The sequence below is a fragment of the Kocuria sp. BT304 genome (genome assembly GCF_003290245.1).
Taxonomy (GTDB): Bacteria; Actinomycetota; Actinomycetes; order Actinomycetales; family Micrococcaceae; genus Kocuria; species Kocuria rhizophila_A.
The window spans coordinates 1,668,048-1,692,922 of sequence record NZ_CP030039.1; the positions used below are offsets into that span (position 1 = coordinate 1,668,048).

General features: G+C 72.4%; 22 protein-coding genes. 3 read left to right on the forward strand and 19 right to left on the reverse strand.

Features of this window, described 5'->3' with window-relative positions; genetic code table 11:
- Positions 1-29 precede the first annotated feature (29 nt).
- The 7 genes from ruvC to DNL27_RS07425 all read right to left on the reverse strand — a co-directional run bounded on the left by ruvC (position 30) and on the right by DNL27_RS07425 (position 7,861).
- Complete coding sequence (gene ruvC / locus DNL27_RS07395) at positions 30-698, reverse strand: crossover junction endodeoxyribonuclease RuvC (protein ID WP_112235153.1); 669 nt, start codon at positions 696-698, stop codon at positions 30-32.
- Between the two features lie 4 nt (positions 699-702).
- A complete protein-coding gene (locus DNL27_RS07400; RefSeq protein WP_047979253.1) occupies positions 703-1,464 on the reverse strand; it encodes a YebC/PmpR family DNA-binding transcriptional regulator in 762 nt (253 codons plus the stop codon).
- Between the two features lie 390 nt (positions 1,465-1,854).
- Entirely contained in the window at positions 1,855-2,586 is a 732-nt protein-coding gene (locus tag DNL27_RS07405) for a type 1 glutamine amidotransferase (RefSeq protein WP_112235154.1), read from the reverse strand.
- Positions 2,587-2,595: 9 nt separating this feature from the next.
- A complete protein-coding gene (locus DNL27_RS07410) occupies positions 2,596-3,909 on the reverse strand; it encodes a Mur ligase family protein (protein WP_112235155.1) in 1,314 nt (437 codons plus the stop codon).
- A gap of 46 nt (positions 3,910-3,955) precedes the next feature.
- Positions 3,956-4,531: an HIT domain-containing protein gene (locus tag DNL27_RS07415; RefSeq protein ID WP_012398438.1), complete on the reverse strand. Its 576-nt coding sequence runs from the start codon at positions 4,529-4,531 to the stop codon at positions 3,956-3,958.
- The gene (gene thrS / locus DNL27_RS07420; protein WP_112235156.1) at positions 4,528-6,684 is read right to left on the reverse strand and encodes a threonine--tRNA ligase; all 2,157 of its coding nucleotides are present in this window, start codon (positions 6,682-6,684) and stop codon (positions 4,528-4,530) included. Before thrS ends, DNL27_RS07415 begins: the two co-directional genes overlap by 4 nt.
- A 265-nt stretch (positions 6,685-6,949) precedes the next feature.
- Positions 6,950-7,861 (reverse strand): DUF2382 domain-containing protein, encoded by a 912-nt coding sequence (locus DNL27_RS07425; RefSeq protein ID WP_112235157.1) that lies wholly within the window; start codon positions 7,859-7,861, stop codon positions 6,950-6,952.
- A 325-nt stretch (positions 7,862-8,186) separates the two neighbouring features.
- Between DNL27_RS07425 and DNL27_RS07430 the strand changes: the two genes are divergently transcribed.
- The 3 genes from DNL27_RS07430 to DNL27_RS07440 all read left to right on the forward strand — a co-directional run bounded on the left by DNL27_RS07430 (position 8,187) and on the right by DNL27_RS07440 (position 10,485).
- Complete coding sequence (locus DNL27_RS07430) at positions 8,187-8,681, forward strand: NfeD family protein (protein WP_012398441.1); 495 nt, start codon at positions 8,187-8,189, stop codon at positions 8,679-8,681.
- A 169-nt stretch (positions 8,682-8,850) separates the two neighbouring features.
- The gene (locus tag DNL27_RS07435) at positions 8,851-10,056 is read left to right on the forward strand and encodes an SPFH domain-containing protein (protein ID WP_112235158.1); all 1,206 of its coding nucleotides are present in this window, start codon (positions 8,851-8,853) and stop codon (positions 10,054-10,056) included.
- Between the two features lie 93 nt (positions 10,057-10,149).
- Positions 10,150-10,485: an RNA polymerase-binding protein RbpA gene (locus DNL27_RS07440; protein WP_012398443.1), complete on the forward strand. Its 336-nt coding sequence runs from the start codon at positions 10,150-10,152 to the stop codon at positions 10,483-10,485.
- Positions 10,486-10,606: 121 nt separating this feature from the next.
- Here DNL27_RS07440 and DNL27_RS07445 read toward each other — a convergent pair whose 3' ends face one another.
- The 12 genes from DNL27_RS07445 to dop all read right to left on the reverse strand — a co-directional run bounded on the left by DNL27_RS07445 (position 10,607) and on the right by dop (position 24,866).
- Entirely contained in the window at positions 10,607-11,347 is a 741-nt protein-coding gene (locus tag DNL27_RS07445) for a polyprenol monophosphomannose synthase (RefSeq protein ID WP_112235159.1), read from the reverse strand.
- Between the two features lie 188 nt (positions 11,348-11,535).
- Complete coding sequence (locus DNL27_RS07450) at positions 11,536-12,804, reverse strand: amidohydrolase family protein (protein ID WP_112235160.1); 1,269 nt, start codon at positions 12,802-12,804, stop codon at positions 11,536-11,538.
- 49 nt (positions 12,805-12,853) lie between these two features.
- Positions 12,854-15,679 carry an RNA helicase gene (locus tag DNL27_RS07455; protein WP_112235161.1) on the reverse strand — a complete coding sequence of 942 codons (2,826 nt, stop codon included), beginning with the start codon at positions 15,677-15,679 and terminating at the stop codon, positions 12,854-12,856.
- Between the two features lie 161 nt (positions 15,680-15,840).
- Complete coding sequence (tatC, locus tag DNL27_RS07460) at positions 15,841-16,752, reverse strand: twin-arginine translocase subunit TatC (RefSeq protein ID WP_239494281.1); 912 nt, start codon at positions 16,750-16,752, stop codon at positions 15,841-15,843.
- 116 nt (positions 16,753-16,868) lie between these two features.
- Positions 16,869-17,237 carry a Sec-independent protein translocase subunit TatA gene (gene tatA, locus DNL27_RS07465; RefSeq protein WP_112235162.1) on the reverse strand — a complete coding sequence of 123 codons (369 nt, stop codon included), beginning with the start codon at positions 17,235-17,237 and terminating at the stop codon, positions 16,869-16,871.
- Positions 17,221-17,601: a hypothetical protein gene (locus tag DNL27_RS07470; RefSeq protein ID WP_112235163.1), complete on the reverse strand. Its 381-nt coding sequence runs from the start codon at positions 17,599-17,601 to the stop codon at positions 17,221-17,223. Before DNL27_RS07470 ends, tatA begins: the two co-directional genes overlap by 17 nt.
- Before the next feature lie 25 nt (positions 17,602-17,626).
- Entirely contained in the window at positions 17,627-19,834 is a 2,208-nt protein-coding gene (locus DNL27_RS07475; RefSeq protein ID WP_112235164.1) for a WYL domain-containing protein, read from the reverse strand.
- Positions 19,835-20,230 carry an FKBP-type peptidyl-prolyl cis-trans isomerase gene (locus tag DNL27_RS07480; protein WP_012398451.1) on the reverse strand — a complete coding sequence of 132 codons (396 nt, stop codon included), beginning with the start codon at positions 20,228-20,230 and terminating at the stop codon, positions 19,835-19,837.
- A 64-nt stretch (positions 20,231-20,294) separates the two neighbouring features.
- Positions 20,295-21,290: an FKBP-type peptidyl-prolyl cis-trans isomerase gene (locus DNL27_RS07485; RefSeq protein ID WP_041297370.1), complete on the reverse strand. Its 996-nt coding sequence runs from the start codon at positions 21,288-21,290 to the stop codon at positions 20,295-20,297.
- Between the two features lie 117 nt (positions 21,291-21,407).
- Complete coding sequence (gene pafA / locus DNL27_RS07490) at positions 21,408-22,817, reverse strand: Pup--protein ligase (RefSeq protein ID WP_112235165.1); 1,410 nt, start codon at positions 22,815-22,817, stop codon at positions 21,408-21,410.
- Between the two features lie 4 nt (positions 22,818-22,821).
- Positions 22,822-23,028: a ubiquitin-like protein Pup gene (locus tag DNL27_RS07495; protein ID WP_112235166.1), complete on the reverse strand. Its 207-nt coding sequence runs from the start codon at positions 23,026-23,028 to the stop codon at positions 22,822-22,824.
- Between the two features lie 128 nt (positions 23,029-23,156).
- Complete coding sequence (dop, locus tag DNL27_RS07500; protein WP_239494284.1) at positions 23,157-24,866, reverse strand: depupylase/deamidase Dop; 1,710 nt, start codon at positions 24,864-24,866, stop codon at positions 23,157-23,159.
- Positions 24,867-24,875: the final 9 nt, after the last annotated feature.

The window sequence follows — 24,875 nt, forward strand, 5'->3', positions numbered from 1 at the left end:
CGCCGTCGGCGTGTGCCCCGGGGCGACGCTCAGCCGCGTCTGCCCCGTGTCGGGGCCCCGCCGCGGGCCGCAGGGGCGCGCGAGGCGGACTCCGCCCGGCGCCACGCCTGCTGGGCCGGTGTCAGCGCGGTCCCGGAGGCCCGGGCCGGCCGGGACCCGGAGTGGGTGGACGTGGCCGCCGCCGCGTCCATCCCGGCCACGCCGCCGCGCCACCCGTGGCACACGGCCAGTGCGAGGGCGTCGGCGGCGTCGGCCGGGCGGGGCGGGGCGTCCAGGCGCAGGATGCGCACGACCATCCGGTTGACGGACTCCTTGTCCGCGGAGCCATCCCCGGTGACCGCGGCCTTGACCTCGGAGGGCGTGTGCCACGCCACCGGGATCCCCCGCCGGGCCGCCGCCGCGATCACCACGCCGGTGGCCTGGGCGGTGCCCACCACCGTGGGCGCGTTGTTCTGCGCGAACACCCGCTCCACCGCCACGACGTCCGGGGCGAAGCGCTCCATGAGCTCCTCGGCCGCCTCCATGATGGTCAGCACGCGGCGCTCGAGGGCCTCGTGGGCACGGGAGCCGCTGACCTGCACGTGCACGAACGTGCCCGTGCGCTGGGCGGACATGTCCACCACGGCGAAGCCGCAGCGGGTCAGGCCGGGGTCGACCGCGAGCACGCGCCGGGTCCCCGGCGCCTGCGCACCGGTCACGGGCCTACTCGTCGTCCTCGAGCTGGGCCATCACGTCCGCGGGGATGTTCGCGTTGGAGTAGACGTTCTGCACGTCGTCGAGCTCCTCGACCGCGTCCGCGAGCTTGAGGAACTTCCGCGCACCCTCGGCGTCCAGGTCCACGTTCATGGTGGCGCGGAACTGCGGGTCGTCGTTGTTGTACTCCAGCCCGGCCTCGTCCAGCGCCGCGCGAATCGCGGGCAGGTCCGTGGCCTCGCTGACCACCTCGAAGACGTCCGACTCGTCCAGCACCTCGTCCGCGCCGGCGTCGAGCACCGCCATCAGCACGTCGTCCTCGGTGAGGCCGTCCGTCTTGGCGACCTCCACCACGCCCTTGCGCTCGAAGAGGTACGCCACGGACCCGGAGTCGGCCATGGTGCCACCGTGGCGGGTCACGGCCACGCGCACCTCGGAGGCCGCGCGGTTCTTGTTGTCGGTCAGGCACTCGATGTACAGCGCGGTGCCCTGCGGGCCGCGGGCCTCGTAGAGGATCTCGGTGTAGTCGATCGTCTCGCCGGTCAGCCCCGCGCCGCGCTTGATCGCGCGGTCGATGTTGTCGTTGGGCACCGAGTTCTTCTTGGCCTTGGACACCGCGAGCTCGAGCGCCGGGTTGCCGGAGGTGTCCGCGCCGCCCATGCGGGCCGCGACCTCGATGCCCTTGATGTACTTGGCGAACGCCTTGGCCCGTTTGGCGTCGATCGCCGCCTTCTTGTGCTTGGTCGTGGCCCACTTGGAGTGACCTGACATGGATGACCTCCTCGAAAGAGTGCGTCCGGCCGTGCTCGGGCCGGACGCGGTGGTGGATTGACTGCCATGATACCGAGCGCGCCCCGTGCCCTGTCACACCGGGGTGCGCCCCCGCACCGCCCAGGGGACCGCGCGGTACCGCCGGTGCTCCCCGAGCCGCCGGTGCGGGGACACGGTTCGCCGCGGCGACGGGCCCGGTCGACGCCGCGCGCTCGCCCCGTGAGGGCCGCGCGTGGCCGACGCCGCGCCTGCCGTGGTCGCGGTTCGACGGGCCGCCGCGGCACGCCCGGATGACGACGCCGCCCGCCCGACCCCCCTGCCAACGGCCGGGGCACCCCGGGCGAGCCTCGGCACGCGCGGCTGCGGGCGGCGTCGTCGTCCGCCGGTCCGTCAGCGGGGCCGGGAGGCCGCGACCTCGCGGGCGCGCTCCGCCAGCGTGTCGTCGGGGCCGACCTCCGGCAGGGACCCCCCGCGCAGGGCGAGGGCCTGGCCGAGCAGGAAGTCCGCCACGCGCGGGTTCTTGGGCAGCAGGGAGCCGTGCAGGTAGCTGCCGAGCACGTTGCGGGTGCGCGCGCCCTCGGTGCCGTCCTCGCCGTTGTTGCCGGCACCCGAGACCACGCTGGCCAGCGGCTCCTGGCCCGCCCCCAGGTGGGTGAGACCGGAGTGGTTCTCGTAGCCCACGATCCGGCCCAGCTCCGGGGACTCGGTGACGATGTTGCCGATCAGCCGCTCGGTGCCCGCCACCGTCTCGAGGTCGAAGATCCCGATCCCGGGCAGGGTCTCCCCCGCCCCGGTGCGGAAGCTGCGGCCGAAGAGCTGGTAGAGACCGCAGATCGCGAGCATCGGCACGCCGCGCTCCACGGCCTCGTGCAGCCGGGGTGCCACGGCCGCGAGGTCCTCGGCCACGCGGAACTGCCCGGAGTCCTGGCCGCCGCCGCCCACGAAGAGGTCGGCGTGCTCGGGCCACGGGTCACCCGGATCGTAGTCCACGATCTCGGTGTCCAGACCGTAGCGCTCGGCACGGCGCTTGAGGGTCAGCGTGTTGCCCCAGTCGCCGTAGATGTTCATGTCCCGGGGGTAGAGCTGCACGATGCGCAGCGGCCCGGCGGTGTTCTCAGCCACGGAGTCCTCCTAGATGGCGGCCACGTGCGTCATGCCGCCCAGGATCTTGCGCAGGGACAGCATGGCCGTGTAGGTGCAGAAGATGCGCATGGGGCGGTCCCCGGACTGCGCGATGAACCGGGTCAGGGCGTCCTCGAGGTCCGGCTCCACCTCGCCCACGTGCACGAGGTCGTAGTCCAGGCGCAGCGCCATGTCCCAGGCCCGCACGCCGGAGACCACGTCCACCCCGCCCTCGCGCAGACTGTCGAAGTCCACGTCCCACAGCCAGGAGACGTCCCGGCCGTCCGCGTACTGGTCGTTGATCGCGATCATCGTGGCGTAGGCCTGCGCGGACGCGGAGGCCAGGGAGAGCCGGAACCCGGCGGGGTTCTTCACGAGCAGCAGCTGCAGGGGTTTGCCCTCCACCGTGATGGTCTCGCCGCGGCCGAAGGCGGGCGTCACGTTGCCGAGCTCGGCCACCAGGGCGGGGACGTCGGCGTCGTCCCCCAGCACCTGCAGGCTCACCGCCAGGGCCGCCGCGGCGTTGTACTGGTTGTAGACGCCGTAGAGGTCCACCGTGGCCTCGTGGCTCGTGCCGCGCACGTTCAGCTCCACGCTGCGGGCGTTGACCGCCTCCAGCACGACGTCCGCGTCCGGGCGCCGGGCCGAGGGCACCTCGGAGTCCTGCTCCCCCGGGTCCACCTGGCGCAGGCCCTCGCGCATGTCGTCGTCGGACGGGAACATGGGCCGCAGCGCGTCCGAGAGCCCGAACCAGGACACGGCCGTGCCCTCCGGGAGGTCCTCGGCGAGACCGGCGATCCGCGGGTCCTCACGGTTGAGCACCACGGTTTCCGTGGTGGCGCGGGCCACCTGACGCAGCATCCGGCGCGTGATGTCGATCTCCCCGAAGCGGTCCAGCTGGTCCCGCATCACGTTGAGCAGCAGGCTGATCCGGGGCTGCACCTGCTTGACGAAGTGCACCGCGTGGGCCTCGTCGAGCTCGAGCACCGCGACATCGGCGTCCAGGCGGCCGAACGCGTCCATCTCCGCCAGCAGGGACGCCGCCACACCTCGCACAAAGTTGGAGCCCGTGCGGTTGGTGAACACGCGCAGCCCCTGGGAGCGCAGCAGCTGCACGGTCATCTTGGTGGTGGTGGTCTTGCCGTTGGTTCCGCTGATCACCACCACGCCGCGGGGCAGCTTGGCGAGCTCCTCCGCCACGAAGCCGGGGTGCAGCTTCTCCATGAACAGGCCGGGGAACGCGGAACCACCGCCGCGCAGGCTCGTGGCCCAGCGCACCCCCTGGCCGAGGACGCGTACGAGAGGTCGGGACATGGTCTCCATCCTGGTGGGCGGGTGCGACGGCAAGAGGGCTATCGCACGGGCGGGGTCAGTCCTGGGGCCAGGCCGCGGCGATGTCCTCGCGGGTGGAGCCCAGGGTCTGGATGAGCGGTTTGGTGTGGGCGATCACGGGCATGAAGTTGGCGTCCCCGGTCCAGCGGGGCACCACGTGCTGGTGCAGGTGCTCGGCCAGGGAGCCGCCCGCGGCGGAGCCCAGGTTCAGGCCCACGTTGAACGCGGCGGGGTGGGCGATCTCACGGATCACGTGCACCGCCGTGCGGGTGAGGGTGTTCAGCTCCCACAGCTCCTCGTCCGTGAGCTCATCCAGCTCCGCCACGTGGCGGTACGGGCACACGAGCACGTGGCCGGGGTTGTACGGGAACAGGTTGAGCACCGCGAAGCAGTGCTCGCCCCGGTGCACGATCAGCGAGTCCTCGTCCGAGCGCTCGGGAGCGTTGCAGAACGGGCAGCCCGGGGGCTGCTCCACCGAGGTGTCCTCACCGCGCACGTACGCGAGGCGGTGCGGGGTCCACAGCCGCTGGAAGCCGTCCGGAACCCCCGGGACCTCGAACTCGTCCCGTGTCACACCGTCCCCGCCCGACGCCGCGGCGTCCCGCTCGGTCACCGCGGGCCCGTCGTCCCGGCGTCGCCCGCGGCCTGGCCCGGCAGCGCGGTGGGCTCCGAGGTCGCGGGGTCCTCCACGACGGTCTCGCCGACCACCACGTCCTGCTCTGTCGGGGCCGTGGGGTTCTCGTTGGAGCGCTCGGCCACGTGGCGGGCGATTAGCTCCACGGCCTCGGCCCGGCTCACCCCGTTGTGCTGGGAGCCGTCGCGGAAGCGGAAGGACACCGTGCCGGCCTCGGCGTCCTCGCCACCGGCGATGACCACGAACGGGATCTTGTCCTTGGACGCCGTGCGGATCTTCTTGGGGAAGCGGTCCGAGGAGGTGTCCACCTCCACCCGGATCCCGCGCTCGCGCAGGGTCTGGGCGAACTCGTCCAGGTAGTCGTTGAACGCCTCGGCCACGGGGATGGCACGGACCTGCACCGGGGACAGCCACGCCGGGAACGCCCCCGCGTAGTGCTCCGTGAGGACACCCATGAACCGCTCCACGGAGCCGAACAGCGCGCGGTGGATCATCACGGGCCGCTGGCGGGAGCCGTCCGAGGCCTGGTACTCCAGGTCGAAGCGCTCGGGCAGGTTGAAGTCCAGCTGGATGGTGGACATCTGCCACGTGCGCCCGATCGCGTCCCGGGCCTGCACGGAGATCTTGGGCCCGTAGAACGCGGCACCGGCCGGATCCGGCACGAGCTCCAGCCCGGAGTCCTCCGCGACCTCGCGCAGGGTGCGCGTGGCCTCGTCCCAGATCTCGTCCGAGCCCACGAACTTGTTCGGGTCCTTGGTGGAGAGCTCCAGGTAGAAGTCCTCCATGCCGTAGTCCTTGAGCAGGGACAGCACGAAGTTCAAGGTGTTCGTCAGCTCCCCCTTCATCTGCTCGCGGGTGCAGTAGATGTGGGCGTCGTCCTGGGTCATCCCGCGCACGCGCGTGAGCCCGTGGATCACGCCGGACTTCTCGTAGCGGTACACCGCCCCGAACTCGAACAGCCGCAGCGGCAGCTCCCGGTAGGAGCGCCCGCGCGAGCGGTAGATCAGGTTGTGCATGGGGCAGTTCATGGGCTTGAGGTAGTAGTCCTGGCCCGGCTTGGTCAGCTCCCCCGTGTCCGGGTCCCGCTCCTCGTCCACGTGCATCGGGGGGAACATCCCATCCCGGTACCAGTCCAGGTGCCCCGAGACCTCGTACAGGTGGCCCTTCGTGATGTGCGGGGTGTAGACGAACTCGTAGCCGGCGCGCGCGTGGCGCTCCCGGGAGTAGTCCTCCATCTCTTTGCGGATGATCCCGCCCTTGGGGTGGAACACCGGCAGCCCGGAGCCCAGTTCGTCCGGGAAGGAGAACAGGTCCAGCTCCACGCCCAGTTTGCGGTGGTCGCGGCGCTCGGCCTCGGCCAGGCGCTCCTTGTAGGCCTTCAGCTCGTCCTTGGAGGGCCAGGCCGTGCCGTAGATACGCTGCAGCTGCTCGTTGCGCTGGTCCCCGCGCCAGTACGCGGCGGCCGAGCGCATCAGGGCGTAGCCGTTGCCGATGTGCTTGGTGTCCGGCAGGTGCGGGCCGCGGCACAGGTCGCGCCACACCACGTCCCCGCTCTTGCGGTCCACGTTGTCGTAGACGGTCAGCTCGCCGCCGCCCACCTCCACGGAGGCACCCTCCGCGGACTCGTCCACGGCACCCGAGCCCGGGCCGCCGGCGAGGTCGATGAGCTCGAGCTTGTACGGCTCGTCGGCCATCTCCGCGCGCGCCTCGTCCTCGGTGACCGTGCGACGGCGGAAGATCTGGTTCCTGTTGACGATCTTCAGCATCGACTTCTCGAGCGCCTTGAGGTCCTCCGGCGTGAACGGCTCGGCCACGTCGAAGTCGAAGTAGAACCCGTCCGTGATGTACGGCCCGATCCCCAGCTTGGCGTCCGGGCGCAGCTGCTGCACGGCCTGGGCCATCACGTGGGCCGTGGAGTGGCGCAGCACCTCGAGCCCCTCGGGCTCGCTCACCAGCACGCGCTCCACCACGTCCCCGTCCGCCAGCGGCGTGGAGAGGTCCTTGAGCACACCATTGACGTGCGCCACCACCACGTCCCGCTGCTCCGTGTAGAGCTCGGCGGCGGTGGTGCCCGGCTCGGCGGTGCGGCTCTCGCCGTCCACGGTGAGCTGCAGGGCTGGGGCGTCCGTCATGGTGAATCTCCTCGTCAGTTCTGTGGGTGCCCGCCCGTACCGGGGGCGGGCGTCCCGGGCGCGCGCCGTGGCGGCGCACCCGTGACCTCCACGATGCTACCGCCCACCGGCGCGCGGGGCGGCAGAGCAGGGCCCACCGCCTCCCGGGGAGACCGTGAATCACCTCACGCCGGGCCAGCACCGGGCACGGAAAAAGGGTGCGCCCCGGGCCGCAGCCCGGAACGCACCCTCCAGCGCTCACGCGAGGTCACTCGCGCGGACGGCGTCAGCGGCGGGGAGCCTCGCCGTCGCGGCCGAGATCGTCACGGCCGAGGCCGTCACGATCGACATCGGTCTCGACGTCGACCTGTTCCTTCTGGACGTCGGCCTCGACGCGCTGCGTCTCGCGGACGGTCTGCTTGTTCAGCCCGACCTCCTCGACGGCGACGGCTTCCTTCTCGACGACGGGGCGCTCCTCGTGGAGAGTGACGTCCACCTCTTCCTCGCCGATCCGGCCGGTGCCCGCGTGGGCCTCGGTGCCGTTGAGCGGGGTGCGCTCCACGGTGACCTCTTCGCGCTCGACCGGGACGTCGACCGTCTCGTGGTCCGTCACCACGTACTTGCGCAGGCGGGCGTGGCCGGCCTCGCGCTCCTGGGTGTCCACGTGGAGCTGCTCTTCGTGACGGGTCACGGAGGCGTTCTCACCGGCGGCGACGTGACGGTCCTGGCCTGCATCGGCGCGGTCGCGGTCGGTGACGTCACGATCGCGGTCCGCAGCGAGGCGGTCGCGGTCGGCGGCGTCGTCCGCACGGCGCTCGCCCGCGGCGGTGCCGGCGGTGCCCGCGGCGGCGTTGCGGTCACGGTCGTGACCCGCGGCGCGGCCGTCGTCGTAGTTCATCTCGTAGTAGCGGTACAGCTCCTCTTCCTCAGCCGGGGACAGGTGCTGGTCCGCGTCCACCTTCGGAGCGTCCTTGATGACATCCTTGGTGTAGGGCAGGACCACACGGTCGCCGTCCTGACGGGCGCCCTTCACGGGAACGAAGTTCTCCTTGGCACCGAACAGACCGGTGTTCACGGTCAGGAACGTCGGATCGCCGGAGTTGTCGTCCAGGAACACCTGCTCGACCTTGCCGATCTTGTCGCCGTCGGATCCGTAAGCCGTGCTGGACAGAATTGCATTTACGTCGAACGTGGACATCGCATTAACTCCTCAGTAAGTCTCTGCTAGCGGCGCACGGTTGTGCACCGAAGGCCGCCGCACCCGCAATGGGTGTGCGGTCCGGCTTCGTGATTCATATTACGGCCATCAGCACGCTTGGCCATCTATTTCTCTCACGGGAAAACCGGCGTGCCGTTGCGCCTCAGGCTTCCGCTCGTGTAGTGACCGCCCCGCGCGCCGCCGGGATCCCGGGGCGCGGCGGTGGCGTAGGGCACAATGGGGAGCACGAAGCGCGGTGGACTCTCGGCAGCCGTCCGGGCGATTCACACGAAAACGGCACAGGCGCACAGGACGGAGCACCGACGTGTGGGATGCACTGGTCAACAACCCCTGGATCTTCTGGCTGATCATCATGCTGGCCCTGGCAGCCATCGAGATGCTCACCCTGGACTTCCTGTTCCTGATGATGTCCATCGCGGCGCTCGTGACCGCGGGGGTGAGCCTGGTGCTGGACAGCTTCACCGTTCAAGTGGTGCTCTTCGCCGTGGTCTCGGTGCTGCTGATCTTCCTGATCCGCCCCCTTGCCCTGCGCCGGCTCAACCGCTCCACGCCGAACACGCGCTCGAACACCGAACGCCTGATCGGCCTGCCGTGCACCGTGCTCGAGCCGGTCTCCCAGCGCAGCGGGCTCGTGCGGCTCGAGGGTGACGTGTGGACCGCCCGCTGCGCCGCCGGTGCTGAACTGTCCGAGGGTGCGGACGCCTGGGTGCACCGCATCGACGGTGCCACCGCCGTGGTCGCGGACGTCGCCCCGGCCCGGACTGAGCCCACCGACACCGGGCGCCGCGCGCACCCCTGATTGACCTGCCCCGGCCCGTTCCCGGGCGGACCGGCGCCGAGAGAGCCAGCCCCGCCTACCCGACCCGACCCGGCGGCGTCGCCCCGGCACAGCACCGGACGACGCCGCCGCGAACCGCCCGGGCCAGCCCCGGCTCCCGGGGGAAACCGGCCCCCACCGAAAGGACACCATGTCACTCGTCATCCTCATCCTGCTGGTCGTGGTGGTGCTCGCCGCGGTCGTTGCGCTCGTGAAGGCGGTGCGGATCATCCCGCAGTCGCGCGCGGGCATCGTGGAGCGGCTCGGCAAGTACCAGGCCACGCTCAATCCCGGACTGCACTTCCTGATCCCGTTCATCGACCGCCTGCTGCCGCTGATCGACCTGCGTGAACAGGTGGTCCCCTTCCCCGCGCAGTCCGTGATCACCGAGGACAACCTGGTGGTCGGCATCGACACCGTGGTGTACTTCCAGGTCACCGATCCCCGGGCCGCGACCTACGAGATCACCAACTACATCCAGGCCGTGGACGAGCTCACCAGCGCCACGCTGCGCAACGTGGTGGGCGGGCTGAACCTCGAGGAGACGCTGACCTCCCGCGACAAGATCAACGCCGAGCTGCGTGGCGTGCTGGACTCCACCACCGGCCGGTGGGGCATCCGCATCTCCCGCGTGGACATCAAGGAGATCACCCCTCCGCCGTCCATCCAGGACTCCATGGAGAAGCAGATGCGCGCCGAGCGGGACCGCCGCGCCGCGATCCTCACCGCCGAGGGCGAGAAGCAGTCCCAGATCCTCACCGCCGAGGGCTCGCGTCAGGCCTCGGTGCTCTCCGCCGAGGGTGACGCGAAGGCCGCGATCCTGCGCGCGGACGGCGAGGCCCAGGCCATCGCCAAGGTCTTCGACTCGATCCACCGTGCCAGGCCCACCCAGAAGCTGCTCGCGTACCAGTACATCCAGACCCTGCCCAAGGTGGCCGAGGGCAGCGCCAACAAGGTGTGGATGATCCCCGCCGAGCTCAGCACCGCGCTGCGCGGCGTGGGCTCCTACCTCAACCCGGGGTCCTCGGACTCCCCCGAGGACGATTCGTGGGAGGAGGCGGACGCCGCCCCGGGCGCCCCGGTGGACGAGCCCATCGTGGAGCACGAGACCGTGAAGGTCACCGAGGAGGATCTGGAACCGGACCTGTCCCTCACCGACCCGCGCGAGTTCGAGATGCCCGACTCCCCCTACTCGTCCCCCCTCGCCGAGCAGGCCGGGGACCCGCACCTCGGGGACCCCGCGGCGGGCCCCGTGGCCGGCGGCACCCCCGGATCCGCGCCGGAGAATGGCTCCTCGGCACGCCACGTCGGCCCGGAGACCGGGCAGGACCCCCGCCCCGGGAATGAAACCCGCTGAGGTGCCGTTGTGCCCTGTGAAGGAGTCGGCCCGGTGCCGGCCCGCGTGGCGGGCACCGGGGTCGAGTGAGAGTACGTCAGGAAGGATCGTTGCGTGAGTGATCGCAGCCTACGGGGCATGCGCCTGGGTTCCCAGTCCATGGAGACCGAAGCGGGTGTGGAACCGGCCCCGCGCCAGCGCGTGGAGTACCGCACCGCGGACGGCGAGTCCGTGTCGGTGATGTTCGCCGCCGAGGCGGAGATCCCCCCGGTGTGGACCACCAAGACCGGCCAGGAGGCCATCCTGGTCAACGGTGAGAAGCCGGAGAACCCCAACGAGAAGCACCAGCGCTCGCACTGGGACATGCTGCTCGAGCGCCGCAGCGTGGAGGAGCTCGAGGAGACCCTGCAGCAGCGGCTCGAGTTCTTCAAGGAGCAGCACGCTCTCTGAGCCGCGCCCCGCGACGACGACGGCCCCTGTCCTCCCAGAGGACGGGGGCCGTTCCACGGCCGCGGCACGGTGCGGTGCCGCTCGCGGCGCCGCCGGGGACGTCCGTCCCGGCTGACGGGCCTCAGCCGCGGAGCCGGAGCTTGCGGGCCAGCGTCTCGGCGCGCGCGCACAGCCCCCACTTCGCCACGCTGGTGGCGGCCTCCACGGTGACGTCGTTGCTCATCTTGGACACGCCCTCCTCGCGCTCGACGAACGTGATGGGCACCTCCACGATCTTGAGTCCGGCTCGCTCGGCGCGCCACGCGAGGTCGATCTGGAAGCAGTAGCCGCGGGACTCCACGGTGTCCAGGCCCAGGGCCCGCAGGGTGGTGTCACGGTAGGCGCGGAACCCGCCCGTGATGTCGTGGATGGAGGTACCCAGCAGGATCCGGGAGTAGAGGTTGCCGCCGCGGGAGATGAGCTGGCGCCGCAGGGGCCAGTTCTCGGTGCGGCCCCCGGGCACGTAGCGGGAGCCGATGGCCATGTCCGCACCGCGCTCCACCGCGTCCAGGAGCAGGGGCAGCTGCTCGGGCTGGTGGGAGCAGTCCGCGTCCATCTCCACGAGCACGTCGTAGTCGCGCTCGAGTCCCCAGGCGAAGCCCGCGAGGTACGCGGGGCCGAGCCCCTCCTTGCGCGCGCGGTGCAGCACGTGGATGTTGCCGTCCGCTGCGGCGAGCGAGTCGGCGAGGTCCCCGGTGCCGTCGGGGCTGTTGTCGTCCGCGATCAGCACGTGGGCCTCCGGGACGGCCGCCCGCAGCCGCGTGATCACGGTGGGCAGCGACTCGCGTTCGTTGTAGGTGGGGATGATGGTGAGAACTCGCACCGGGCGTCCTTTCATGCCGCACGTAGCCGGGCGTCCGAGCCCGAACAGACCACTGGGCAGGCCCATCCGCCTTCGGACCAGAGAGGACGCGGGGTCGTTCTCTGTTTTCTAAGGACGGATGGACCCACCCGGCAGTAAGAACTCAGTCTAACCTCAGGGGAGGTCAGGGCCAACACGGGGTGACCGGTTCAGGGCCGGGGGCTCTGCCCGCTCACGAGCTCACCCGCCACCACCGTGGCCTCGCAGCGCGGCAGGCGGGAGTCGTCCAGCGCGGGCAGCACGGGCGTGCGGGCCCGGGGGTCCGTGCTCCACGAGGCCCCGGTGCCCTGGGCCTGCTGGACCACCACGGACTCGGCGTCCCACACGGCCAGCGTGGCCTCCGCGCCGGGCGCGAGCTGCCCCGCCAGCGGGGCGCTGCCCGGGTGGGCGCGCCACGCGCCCCGCGTCATGGCCAGGAACGCGGCGCGGGCGGACGTGCGCAGCCGCTCGTGGGGGGCCTCCAGCGCCGCCTTGACGGTGCGCCACGGATTGTCCTGCGCGCTGATGAGGGTCACCGGGACCCCCGCCCGGGAGAGGTCCCGCAACGGTGCGGCTCCGGCGTGGCACGAGAGCGTGAGCCCCAGGGTGGCCAGGCGTTCGCACTGCTCCTCGCGGAGCGCACCGACACCCACGAGGCGGTGTCCGCGCGCGCGGAACGCCCGCTCCCCCACCCGTTCGGCGGCCTCGGCCACGGCGTCCAGCACGGTGTCGACGACGCCGCTCGCGTCCTCCGCAGGGCCCGTCACCTCGCCGGGCACGTGCCCGGTGGCCGACGGGGCCCGGTCCGTGACCGGCTGCGGGCGGTCCGCTCCGTCGACCCCGGTGTCCGGACCGGCCGCCCCGCCGGGCAGCTGCTGCGAGGTGGCCGCGCCCTGTCCGTCGGACGCGTCGGAACCCAGCACGAGCACCGCCTGGATCCCGGCCCGTGTGCAGGCCTGCAGGTGTTCCCGCACCGTCGCGGCCAGCTCGGCGCCGTGGTGCCCACCGGGCAGCTCGAGGCCGAGAGCCGGGGAGGGCAGCGCGGACGGGTCGATGTCCGCGTCCCCGGTGGCGGCTCGGACGAGCACCGGCAGCGCGCGTGCGCCGTCCGCGCGGACTCGTGCGGCGGCGTCGGCCAGGGCCTCGAGGTCCGCCCCGAGTAGCTCCACCGCGCCGTAGCCCTGGGCCGTGCCGGGCAGGGAGGCCGCGGGCGCCCCGGGGTCGGGCACACGGCAGTGCGCCACGAACGCCGGGGTCACCACGGCGGCGCGCAGGTCCCCGACCTCGGCGCCGGGCCCCGCCATGGCCCGGGCGGCGTCGTCGGAACCCACCCACGCCACGGTGGGGCCCTCCGTGAGGATGGCCGTGGCGAACGGGTCCGCCGGTGAGTACACGGATCCGTTGGTCCAGACCCGGGTGCTCGGCTGTGCTGCTCTCATGTGCTTCCCTCCCGTCCGGCGCGGGGTGCTGACCCCCGCCGGACGCTGACTACTGTTCGAAGACGCTGTACTCGACCACGCCGCGGCGCACGGCCTCGATGGCCTCGTGGGCCGTGTCCCGCAGGGCGGGGTCCAGCCCGTGCACGCCGCGCAGCTGGTCCAGGACGTCGATGGTCTGCTTGGCCCAGCGCACGAAGTCCCCGGCCGCGAGGTCCGTGCCCGTGAGCGTGCGGGTCAGCGTGGCCCCCCGCGCCCAGCGGTGCATGGCCTCCACGAGGCCGAGCTCGGGCACGGCCGTGAGGGGCAGCCGGTGCTCGGCCTCGCGGGCCGAGAGCACGGACCAGTTCTCCAGCAGGGTCTGCACCGCGGCGTCCATGGCGGCGGTGGGCAGCCGGGGCCGGGTGCCCTGGTCCTCGCGCCGCGGCTGGTACACCAGTGCGGTCATCACCCCGGCGAGCCCGGGTGCGTCGAGCCCGTCGAGGAAGCCGTCGCGCAGGGAGAGGGCCAGCAGCAGGTCCCGCTCACCGTAGAGTCGGCGCAGCTGCTCCCCCGCAGCGGTGGGCCGCAGCTGCCCGGTCTCGTCCTGCTCGAGGTAGGCGAAGTGCGTGAGCACCGCGCACACGCGGTCGAAGGTGGCGGCGATGCTGCCCGTGCGGCCCGCGATCTGCTTGCGCAGGCCCTGCGTGTCCTTCTCCAGTTTCCACGCGCGCTCGGCCCAGCGGGCGTGCTGCTCGCGGTCGGAGCAGCCGTGGCACGGGTGGGTCCGCAGCCGCCGCCTCAGGTCCTCGATCCGGTGGTCCCGCGCGGACGTGCCACGGTCGAAGCGGATGCCCCGCCCGCCGGAGTCGGTGCGCGCCGGGCGGTGCTCGCGCAGCGCGGCCCGCACGGTGGCAGCGAGGTCCTGGCGCTCCTTCGGGGCCTTGCCCGAGAAGTTCTTGGGGATCCGGATCCTGGACTCCGGTGCGAGGGAGCCGTCGAGGTCGTTGACGCCCACCCGTCGCAGCTTGCCGTCCACGGTGAGGATGTGCGGGCGGGGGTCGAAGGGGTGGGCATCGGCCCTGAGCACCACCGCCCAACCGGCGTTGCGCCCCTGCGGGATCTCGATCACGTCCCCGGGCAGCAGGTCCTGCAGGGCCACGGCGGCGTCGTTGCGCTGGCGCGCTGTGCGCGACCTGCTGGCGGACTTCTCCTCCGCCCCGAGCTCACGGCGCAGCCCGGCGTACTCCTCGAAGTCCCCCAGGTGGCAGGACATGGCCTCCCGGTAGGCCTGCAGGGTCTTCTCCTGGGAGCGCACCCGCTTGGCGATCCCCACCACGGAGCGGTCCGCCTGGAACTGCGCGAAGGAGGTCTCCAGGATGGAGCGCGAGCGCTTGGCGCCGTAGCGGGCGATCAGGTTGGTGGACATGTTGTACGTGGGACGGAAGCTGGAGTTCAGCGGGTACGTGCGGGTGGACGCGAGCCCCGCCACCGTCTGGGGGTTCATCCCGTCCCGCCACAGCACCACGGCGTGGCCCTCGACGTCGATCCCGCGCCGCCCCGCGCGGCCCGTGAGCTGGGTGTATTCCCCCGGGGTGATGTCCACCCGGGCCTCGCCGTTGAACTTGTCCAGCCGTTCGAGCACCACGGAGCGGGCGGGCATGTTGATGCCCAGCGCGAGGGTCTCGGTGGCGAAGACCGCCTTGATGAGCCCCTCGGAGAACAGCTGCTCCACGACCTCCTTGAACACCGGGAGCATGCCCGCGTGGTGGGCGGAGACACCGCGGATCAGCCCGTGGTACCAGTCCTCGTAGTTCAGGGCCGCGAGGTCCGCCGTGGACATGTGCGCAGTGGCCTCCGCGGCGAACGCCTTGATGGTGCGCTGCTCCTGCGGTGTGGTGAGCCACAGGTCTGCGGCCACGCACTGCGCCACCGCGGCGTCGCACCCCGCGCGGGAGAAGATGAAGGTGATCGCGGGCAGCAGGGCCTCCGCGTCCAGCCGGCGCAGCAGGTGCGGGCGGGAGATGCGGTCCTGGCGTGCGGTGCGCGGCTCCTGCTGGCGCCCGCCGCGGCGGCGTCCGCGGTGCCCGGGGCCGCGGCCACCGGCGCGACCGCCGCGGGGGTGCTGGGTGCGGAAGAGCCGCAGCAGCTCCGGGTTCACCGCGGGCTCCTCCCGGTGCCTGTCCGAGTGGCGCTGAGCGGCCTCCTCCACGGTGGTGTCGTCCACGAACAGGTCCATCAGCTGCGGCCCCACCTGCACGTGCTGCCACAGCGGGACCGGGCGGTGCTCGGAGACCACCACGTCCGTGCTGCCGCGGACGTCGTCCAGCCACGCACCGAACTCCTCCGCGTTGGACACCGTGGCGGACAGGGACACCAGCTGCACGTGCTCGGGCAGGTGGATGATCACCTCTTCCCACACCGCGCCGCGGAAGCGGTCCGCGAGGTAGTGCACCTCGTCCATGACCACGAACCCCAGGTTGTCGAGGGTGGCCGAGCCGCCGTAGAGCATGTTGCGCAGCACCTCGGTGGTCATGACCACCACGTCCGCCTCGGAGTTCACGGAGGTGTCCCCCGTGAGCAGGCCCACGCGGTCGGAGCCCCAGCGCCGGGAGAACTCGTGGAACTTCTGGTTGCTCAGCGCCTTGATGGGGGTGGTGTAGAACGCCTTCCTCCCCTGCTGCAGAGCCAGGTGGATGGCGAACTCCCCCACCACGGTCTTGCCCGCCCCCGTGGGGGCCGCCACGAGCACTCCCCGGCCCTCCTCCAGGGCGCGGCAGCCCTGGGTCTGGAAGGGGTCCAGCTCGAAGTCCAGGGTGTGCTCGAAGGCCGCGAGTTCGGTGGAGGCGTGGGCCGCGCGAGCCTTGGCGGCCGTGTACCGTTCGGCGGGGGAAGACATGCGCCCAGCCTACGCGGTGGCCCCGACACCGCTCACGCGACCGGGAACCGCGGGCAGCGCCCGTGACCGCGGCGGGGCACGACGCCGCACGGGCGGGACCGCGGGCCCGGACCGTTCCGCGCCACCAACGGCAGTGCCGGGGTTCGCGGTCCGGCGGCGGCTCAGTTCTCCGCGACCGTGCTGCCGAGGGAGCGCAGCTCCTCCGCGGAGGTCCCCCGGTCCGCGCTCGCGCCGGTGGCGGCCTGCTGCTTCTGTCTCTTCCTGGCCCGGCGCCGGTCCAGGTAGAGGCACAGCCCGACGGCCACGAAGAACAGCACGAGCAGCGGGATGGCCAGGTAGAGCATGGTCACCGGATCGGGCCCGGGGGCGGCCATCGCGGCCACCACGAGCACGACCACCACCACCACGCGCCAGGACTTCAGCACGGTGCGCCCAGAGAGCAGGCCCATCATGTTGAGCCCCACGAGAAGCACGGGCACCACGCACGAGATGCCGAACGTGAGGATGAGCTGGAGGAAGAAGCGCAGGTAGATCCCGGCCTCCACGAAGTTGGCCCCGCCCTCCGGGGTGAAGGCCGTGAGGGCGTAGACCGCGGCGGGCAGGGCGGCCACGGCCATGGCGCAGCCACCCAGGAACAGCGGGATGGAGGCGGCCAGGAAGCCCATGGCGTAGCGGCGCTCGTTCTTGTGCAGCGCCGGGGTGATGAAGGCCCACAGCTGGTAGAGCCACACGGGCGAGGCGAAGATGAGCCCGAGCACCACAGCCACCTCCACCATGGTGTTGAAGGAGCCGCCCACGGAGGAGTAGTTGATGGTGGCCGTGCGCCCAGAGTCCGCGAGGCGCTGCAGCGGCTCGGTGATGTACTGCATGAACGGCTCGTAGACCATGAAGCCCAGCACCGCACCGAGCACGGTCGCCACGGCGGACTTGATCAGCCGGTTGCGGAACTCTCGCAGGTGCTCCTTGAGCGCCATCTGCGCCTGGGGGTTGGCGCGGCGCGACGTGACCTTGCGCCGGGCCCGGCGCGCCTCACGGGCGGAGCGGGTGGGCGCCTCGGGGTCCGTGCTGGACATGACTGCCTGCCTTCTCTGGACGGGTGCTCACCCGCGGACTGCCTGCGTGGCCGGTGACGGCCCGGGGCCGAGCCGTGCGGCTCGGCCCCGGGCCACGCGGGTGCTGAACGAGGGACTCAGGCGGTGGGCCGCTGGTCCGGCTGCACCGGGGTGGTGTCCTGGACCACCGGCTGGCCCGGCTGCTGCACCGGGGCCGCGGGCTGCGCGGGGGCCTGGGGCTGGACGGGCTGCTGGACCGTGGTCTGCTGAGCGGCGGGCTGCGCGGGGGCCTGACCGGCGACCGGCTGGCCGTCCGCAACGGGCTGGCCGTTGACGGTCACGTTGGGCTCGTCGTCCTTCTTCATCTCCTTGACCTCGGACTTGAAGATGCGCATGGACTGGCCCAGGCTGCGCGCCATCCCGGGGAGCTTGGGCGCCCCGAAGAGCAGGAGAATGACCACGAGGATCAGCACGACGGTCACGGGGCTGTCAAACAAGCGGCCCATAGCGGAGTCCTTTCTGTTCGGCTCGCAGGACGTCCCGGTAGCGCTGTGGCAGTCCCTGGGCGTCCTTGCGCTGCATCCGGCGGATGAGGCGAGCCGTCTGTCGTTGGTCCCGGCCGCTGCGGTAGGCGGCTCGGGTGTCGTTCACCGGGGTGAACATGGCGGGTGGTGCGGGGGTGCGCAGCGGCGCCGGGTGGCCCTCCACGGCGGCGTTCCACCGCTGCGAGAAGCCGTCCGCGGTGGTCTCGAGCTCGTCCAGTGCGGGCAGGACCTGCCGTGTCAGCAGCCGGTAGAGCATTCCGCCGACGAATGCGGCGGAGGCCAGGACCAGCACGCTCCACAGCACGACCCACATCCACCAGAGCATGGCCCCCAGTATAGGCGCCCCGGCCCTACGACCGCCCCGATGCCTCCCCCGCGCCGCTCGTGTACAGCCACTGTTCAACCGCGGCCACGGCCTCCGGGGGTGAGACCACCCCCACGTGGCCCGCGTGCCGCGTGACCAGGGAGGACAGGGCGTCCAGGGTGGGGAAGTCCACTTCCGCCGCCACGAACTCGGGCAGCGGACGCGGGCCCCGGGCTGCCCGGCCCCGCGCCGCGCCCCCGGGCTGGGAGTTCGCCGGGTGCCGGTCAGGGGCCTCGGAGACGCCCACCGTGGAGTCGGCGGAGTGCGGGGACGCGGTGCCCGGCACCTCGACCTCCACGGAGCGCTTGGCGTGGTAGTGCTCCACGATCCACCGGCCGCGGCGGTCCGTGACCACCACGGCCTGCACCGGGCGGCGCTTGGCGGGCTGGATGCTCGAGCGGACCTCGGAGTCCATGCGGGGGTGCACCGCGGCCTCCCCGGCGTCCTCGCAGCCCACGATCCGGTCCGCGCGGAACGTGCGGGGACCGTTGGCCTGCAGGCACCAGCCCCGCAGGTACTGGTGGCCGTCGGAGAGGATCATCCGCACGGGGTCCACGAGCCGCTCGGTGACCTCGTCGCGCGAGGCCACGACGTAGCGCAGGCGCACCCGGCGTCCGTTCGCGATGGCGCGCCGCAGCTCGGCGACGAGCTCGGTGTCCCGCGGCTCCGCGGCGGCGTCGCCCTCCGGCGCGGCCAGCGCGTCCGCGAGCGGCAGGGCGTCCGCTGCGGTGGCGACCTTCTGCATGGCCGAGCGCACCACGCGGCTGTCGCCGCCGGGCACCGCCTGCAGGGTCTGCAGCCCCATGAGCAGGGCGCTGGCCTCGGGCACCGTGAGGCGCACGGGCTCGGAGAGCTCCTGCGCGTTGCCCAGGTAGATGTGGCCGTCGTCCCACGAGGCGTCGATGAGCTGGTCGGGCAGGTGCCCTGGGCGTCCGCACACGAACAGGGTCTGCAGGTCGCTGATCAGCTCGGCGTCCGTGATCCCGAAGTGCCGGGCGGTCTCCTCCAGCTCGGCGCCCTGGTGGGCGTAGACGTGGCGCACGATGTGCAGCAGCCGCGCGAGGTGGTGCTCGGTGCTCGCCTTGGCGGCACCCTGGCGGCGCTGCTTGCCCCACTGCACGTGCACGCCGGGCATGCGCGCCTGGAACGCCCGGGCCTCCTCGAGCCGTCTGGCCACCGCCTCCGCGACGGCCGCCTGGATGCCCTCGTCCACGGTGGACGCGCACGGCTCGGGCGCGGTGGGCTCGCGGGGCACCCACGCGTCCGGTCCCGCCGCGCACACGTGCTCGGCGGCGGACTCGGTGTCGTGCACGGCCAGTTCCACGGCGTCGAACCCCTCGGGTGCACGCCAGCACGTCGACGCCGCGGGCGCCGCGATCCGCCGCAGCAGCTGCCCCGCGCCCTCCCGCACGAACACGAGCACGCGCAGCCGCGGGGGCTGGCTGACCATGCGGGCGAGCTGCCCGCCCATCGAGAAGTCCCGGGGCGGGTCGAAGCTGTCCCGGGTGACGTCCACCTCGGAGATGATGCGCGAGAGCCGGAACGTGCGCTGCGCGCCGCGGTCCGTGTCCCAGCCCGCGAGGTACCACGCACCGTAGCGGGAGCCCACCCCCCACGGCTGGACCGTGCGGCGGGAGTACGCACCGGTGCGGTCCACGTAGTCGAAGCGCACCGTGCGGTGGGACAGCACCGCCGAGAGCAGCGGCTCGAACGCCGGGTCCGCGACCGCCACGGTGGGCTGCACGTCCCGGCCCGGGGTGGCCTCGGAGCTCAGGGCGGGCTCGAGCTTGTCGAGGGCGCGGCGCGCGAGACGGTCCTGGGCGGCGTCGTTCCACGCCCCGGCCGCCACGGCGAGCACCGCGGACTCCTCGGCGCTGAAGCGCACCTCGGGGAGCCGGTACGAGCCCCGGGGCACGCGGTAGCGCGGGGTGAGCTGCGCGTCCGAGGCCCAGGGGTCGTCGTCGGGGATCTCCTCCACCGGGTAGCCCAGGGAGCGCAGGTGCGCCTTGTCCCGCTCGAACATCCGCTCGAAGGCGTCCTGGTTGCCCGCGCGGTCGTAGCCGGGCACGATCGCCCGCAGCTGCTCGCGCGTGTAGCCGGACTCGCGGTCCAGCAGGGCGATCAGCAGGTTCAGGAGGCGTTCGGCCGAGGCCGTGGTGGAACGGCGGGCCGACTCACCGGTGCGGGACGGCATTCAGCGGACGTCGAGCAGGTCCACCACGAAGATGAGGGACTCGTCGGGGCCGATCTGCGCCCCGGCGCCGCGCTTGCCGTACGCCATCTCGGAGGGGATCTCCAGACGACGCCGCCCGCCCACCTTCATGCCCAGCAGGCCCTGGTCCCAGCCCTGGATGACCTGGCCCACGCCCACCGTGAAGTCCAGGGGCTCGCCACGGTTCCAGGAGGCGTCGAACTCCTCGCCGCCCGAGTAGGTGACGCCCACGTAGTGGCACGAGACCACCGTGCCGGGCACGGCCTCACGGCCCGTGCCCTCGATGAGGTCCGTGATCCGCAGCTCGGTGGGCACCGGGTCCTGGGGGAAGTCGATCTCCGGCTTGGAACGATCAAGCTTGCGCTGTCCGAACGACACGGGCTCTACCTTTCGTCATGGGCCCCCGGGGCGGGGCCGCGCCGGTGGCCAAGTCTAGCCGGGATCACTTCCCGGAGGACGACGCCTTCGGGGAGGGTTCGCCGCTCGCGGAGTCCTTCGGCGTCGCGGAGGACGCGCCCTGCTTCGCGGCGTCCGGGGTGTCCGTGCGACCCAGGACGTCCACCACGAACACGAGGGAGCCCGCGGGGTACTTGGCGTCCTTGCCGAGCTCCTTGGCCGTGCCGTACGCCTTGGACGTGGGGATCACGATCTCCACGCGGGACCCGACCTTCTTGCCCGCCAGCCCCTCCTTCCAGCCCGCGATCACGCCGTCGAGGGGGAAGGACACGGGGGTGCCCTTGTCGTAGGAGGAGTCGAAGACCTTTCCGTCCGCCCAGCGCACGCCCACGTAGTTGGCCACCACGGTGTCCGAGGACTTCACGGTCTCGCCGTCGCCCTCGATCAGCACGTCGGTCTGCAGCCTGGTGGGCTCCGGCCCGGAGGGCTTCGCGATGGTGGGCTTGCCCTTGTCGTCCTGCGTGACCTTGGGCATGCCCTTGGAGGGGGTCTTCATCGTCCCGTTCAGGGCCGGTTCCAGCTTCTTGGTCACCTGGTAGACCTCCACCGAGGTGGAGTCGTCCCCGTCCGCGGCCTTGCCGCTGGTCTCCGGGGAGCTGTACGCGATGATCTCGCCCTCCTTGGCGTTGGTCAGCGCGTCGTACATCTGCGGCAGCGACTCCTTGAGCTGGTCGTTGACCGTGAGCACCTGCCCCCCGCCCTTGCTGTAGGTGTCCCCCAGGGAGGACGCGTCGGAGCCCTTGTAGAGGGCCGCCTGGAGCATGATGTTGTCCCCGGCGTCGATCTCGGGGCCGTCGCCGGCCTTGAGCACCTTGGTCTGCGCCTCGTCGACCTTCAGCGGGGTCTCGAAGGACACGGACGGGGCCTTGCCCGCGGCGGGCTCTCCGGAGAGCTCCACGGAGTCCCACCCGGAGGAACCGCAACCGGTGAGCAGCAGGGACAGGGTGACGGCGGCGGCGCCGACGGGGATGATCTTGCGCAAGACGTGGTGACCTTTCGTCAACGGGGGGGGCGTGGCTCGGGTCCAATGTAGAGGACTCGTGTGGGTCGCGGCTGGGAAAGCCCCCGGAACGGGGCGCGCCGCGGCGGTGCAGGGCGCTCAGACGGCACCGGCCGCGAGGTCCCGGATCATCTCCTCGACGTCCGGCTGGGTGGTCGCGAACGGGTCCTTGCACATGCTGGTGCGCTGCGAGTGGGGGCCGTTGAGCTTGAGGTGGACCCAGTCCACCGTGTGGTTCACGTCCGCGGCGTGGGCCGCGGCCACGAAGCGTCCCCGCAGCCTGGCCCGGGTCTCCGGCGCCTGCTCCACGGCGCGCGAGACGTCCTGCGGGGACACGAAGGACTCCACGGCCCCCCGGCGCTCGAGCATGTGGAACAGCCCGTGCGTCGGTGAGGTGTCGTGGTAGGCAAGGTCCAGCTGCGCGAGGCGCGGGTGGGTGAGGTCCATGCCGTGCGAGGCCGCGTACGCGTCCAGCAGCTTTTTCTTGACGGCCCAGTCCAGTTCCCGGTCCACGAGCGAGGCGTTCTGCTCCGCCACGGCGCGCAGTCCCCGTTCCCACAGCTCCAGCACCCACGGGACGCGGTCGTGGTGCGCCCCGTGGCGCTGCACGAAGCGCGTGACCGCCTCGAGCACCTCGTGCTGCAGCTCGAGCGCGGTGCGGGAGGAGCCGTCCGCCAGTGCGAGCCGGGCGGTGCCCGTGAGGTCGTGGGAGACCTGGCGCAGCGCCGAGGCTGGGTCCGCGAGGGTGCGGTCCGGGAGGATCTGCCCGGCCTCGATCGTGCGCAGCAGCAGGTCCGTGGCCCCGATCTTCAGGGCCGTGGTGGTCTGGGACATGTTCGAGTCCCCCGTGATCACGTGCAGCCGGCGGTAGTGCTGCGCGTCCGCGTGGGGCTCGTCCCGGGTGTTGATCATGGGCCGCGAGCGCGTGGTGGCCGAGGAGGACCCCTCCCAGATGTGGTCCGCGCGCTGCGAGAACGAGTAGCTCGCGGCGCCGTCGCCCGGTGCGAACGCACCGAAGGCCGGCGGCCCCGAGGGGTGCACCTTCCCGGCGCCCACGAGGATCTGGCGGGTCACCAGGAACGGCAGCAGGTGCCCGAGCAGCCGGGAGAACTCGGTGCTGCGGGCGATCATGTAGTTCTCGTGGGAGCCGAACGCGTTGCCCGCGGAGTCCACGTTGTTCTTGAACAGGTGCACGGTCCCGCGCACGCCCTCGGCGTCCAGGCTCTCCTGGAGCCGGGATCGCAGCTCGTCCACGATCCGCTCCCCCGCGGCGTCCTGGGCGACGACGTCGTGCAGCGTGGCGGCCTCGGCGGTCGCGTACTCGGGGTGGGAGCCCACGTCCAGGTACAGCCGCCCGCCGTTGGGCAGGAACACGTTGGAGGCCCTCCCCCACGCGAGCACGGGCGCGAACAGCCGCCGGGCGGCGTCGTCGGCGCTCAGCGCTGGGCCCTCGGGGGCGCTGTGGGTCAGGCCGAACTCGGTCTCGATGCCGTAGATCCTGCGGTCCACGGCGTCACTGACCGCCCTTCTGGACGAAGCCCTTGACGAAGGCCTCCGCGTTGGTCTCGAGCACGCCGTCGATCTCGGCGAGCAGGTCGTCGGTGCCCTGCGTGTCCCGCTGCGCCTGGGCGGCCCCGGAGACGGGCGGGTCCACGGGGGCGGGGGTGTCGGGCTCCTCCTCGCGCCGGGAGCCGGTGCCGAAGATGCGTTCCTGTGCCATGTGTCCTCCTGTGGTGCTGGTGCTGGTGCTGGTGGGTGGCCGGGGCTCGTGCGGGTGCCCCGCTCCCGGTCCGCCCGGATCTGCGCGCCGCCGTCCGCGGCGGGGTGCCTCAGGGCCGGGGCGGTTGTTCAGCGGCCTCTCGGGCCGGGCCGACCGGAGGGCCGGCCGCCGGGCGGTCCGATGTCGCTGCCCGTGACGAGCCCGGGCCGGTGCCGGGCCACCTCACGGGCCCACTGCTCGACGTCCGGGGTGGCGAACCACGCTTCGCACACGTCCCGGGTGAGGTCGCGCGGCTCCGGCATGGCGATCCGCGCGCCCCGGCGGATCCCGGGGAAGCTGACGCTGACGGTGTCCCAGCCCACGCCCGCCAGGGCGTCCGGGTACCGGGACACCGCCGTGCCGCGGAAGTAGGCGCGCGTGTCCCGCGGGGGCTCGTCCGCGGCCGCGGCGATCCGCTGCGGGCCCACGAGCGTGCGGATCCGCCCGGACGCCGCGAGGCGGTGGTAGAGCCCCCTGTCCGGGCGCACGTCCGCGTACTGCAGGTCGATGGCCACGAGCCGGGGGTCGTCCCACGCGAGTCCGTCGCGCGTCCGGTAGGCGTTGAGCAGGGCGAGCTTGGCGGCCCAGTCCAACCGGTCGGCCAGGCGGGCGGGATCCGCGGCGAGGTCGGTGAGCACCTCGTCCCACAGGGCGAGCACCTGCTCGGTGTCCTCGTCCAGCCCCTCGGGGGCGAGCTCGTGCTCCAGCCGCGTGCAGGCGTCGAGGTACGCGCGCTGCAGCTGCACCCCCGTGAGCTGCCGGCCGTCCCGCAGGGCCACCGTGGTGGCCAGGGCGGGGTCGTGGCTGATGGCCTGCAGCGCGGCCACGGGGTCCTCGAGCTCGAGGTCCGGGACGCGGTCGTGCTCCACGAGGTTCAGCACCAGGGACGTGGTCCCGAACTTGAGCAGCGTGGCCGTGTGGGAGAGGTTGGCGTCCCCGATGATCACGTGCAGCCGGCGGTAGCGGGAGTCGTCCGCGTGCGGCTCGTCCCGGGTGTTGACCATGGGGCGGTGGATCGTGGTCTCCAGGCCCACCGTGCGCTCGAAGAAGTCCGCGCGCTGGCTCAGCTGGAAGCCCGGGCGGGAGCCGTCCGCCCCCAGGCCCACGCGCCCGGCGCCGCAGACCACCTGGCGGGACGCGAAGAACGGCAGCAGGGCCGCGGTGATCCGCTCGAAGGGCACGGCCCGGTCCACGGTGTAGTTCTCGTGGGCACCGTAGGACACGGACTTGTTGTCGGTGTTGTTCTTGTACAGATTCACGGGCGGTGCGTCCGTGCCGGGCGCCTGCTCGGCGAGGAGCTCCACGGCCCGGTGCGCGACCACGTCCCCGGCGGCGTCCCACGTGAGGGCGTCCAGGGGCGTGGTGACCTCCGGGGAGGAGTACTCGGGGTGCGAGTGGTCCACGTACACGCGCGCCCCGTTGGGGATCACGGTGTTCATGACCACCCGGCGCCAGTCCATGTCCTCGGTGTACATCGCGGACTCGCTGATCGCCTCGGCGGCGATCTCCTCCGCGCTCAGCACGGGCGCCTCGTCCGTGAGCTGGGACGGGTGGGCGGCCTCGCGGGCCACCGTGAAGCCGCGCGCGTCCGCGAGCGGGGTCTCGGACCCGTAGTCCCAGCCGGTGCCGACGACGCCGCTTCCGCCGGCCCCGCGCCCGCCGTCACCGGCGCGCGCGGTCTCCGAGCGGCGTCGTGCCACCCAGGCGGCGTAGCCGGTGACCACGCGCGTGGAGAGCACCGTGGCGTTGGCCCCGGGGTGGCCCTGCGCGAGCACCCCGAACTCGGTCTCGCTGCCCATGATCCGACG

Bases quoted from the DNA above. Each gene is read 5' to 3' on its own strand.
- DNL27_RS07400 (WP_047979253.1), bottom strand. From the start codon at position 1,464: ATGTCAGGTCACTCCAAGTGGGCCACGACCAAGCACAAGAAGGCGGCG.
- DNL27_RS07425 (WP_112235157.1), bottom strand. From the start codon at position 7,861: ATGTCCACGTTCGACGTAAATGCAATTCTGTCCAGCACGGCTTACGGA.
- DNL27_RS07495 (WP_112235166.1), bottom strand. From the start codon at position 23,028: ATGGCACAGGAACGCATCTTCGGCACCGGCTCCCGGCGCGAGGAGGAG.
- DNL27_RS07455 (WP_112235161.1), bottom strand. From the start codon at position 15,679: ATGTCTTCCCCCGCCGAACGGTACACGGCCGCCAAGGCTCGCGCGGCC.
- tatA (WP_112235162.1), bottom strand. From the start codon at position 17,237: ATGGGCCGCTTGTTTGACAGCCCCGTGACCGTCGTGCTGATCCTCGTG.
- thrS (WP_112235156.1), bottom strand. From the start codon at position 6,684: ATGACGGACGCCCCAGCCCTGCAGCTCACCGTGGACGGCGAGAGCCGC.
- DNL27_RS07450 (WP_112235160.1), bottom strand. From the start codon at position 12,804: ATGAGAGCAGCACAGCCGAGCACCCGGGTCTGGACCAACGGATCCGTG.
- DNL27_RS07475 (WP_112235164.1), bottom strand. From the start codon at position 19,834: ATGCCGTCCCGCACCGGTGAGTCGGCCCGCCGTTCCACCACGGCCTCG.
- DNL27_RS07435 (WP_112235158.1), top strand. From the start codon at position 8,851: ATGTCACTCGTCATCCTCATCCTGCTGGTCGTGGTGGTGCTCGCCGCG.
- DNL27_RS07470 (WP_112235163.1), bottom strand. From the start codon at position 17,601: ATGCTCTGGTGGATGTGGGTCGTGCTGTGGAGCGTGCTGGTCCTGGCC.
- DNL27_RS07410 (WP_112235155.1), bottom strand. From the start codon at position 3,909: ATGGAGACCATGTCCCGACCTCTCGTACGCGTCCTCGGCCAGGGGGTG.
- tatC (WP_239494281.1), bottom strand. From the start codon at position 16,752: ATGTCCAGCACGGACCCCGAGGCGCCCACCCGCTCCGCCCGTGAGGCG.
- dop (WP_239494284.1), bottom strand. From the start codon at position 24,866: ATGGGCAGCGAGACCGAGTTCGGGGTGCTCGCGCAGGGCCACCCCGGG.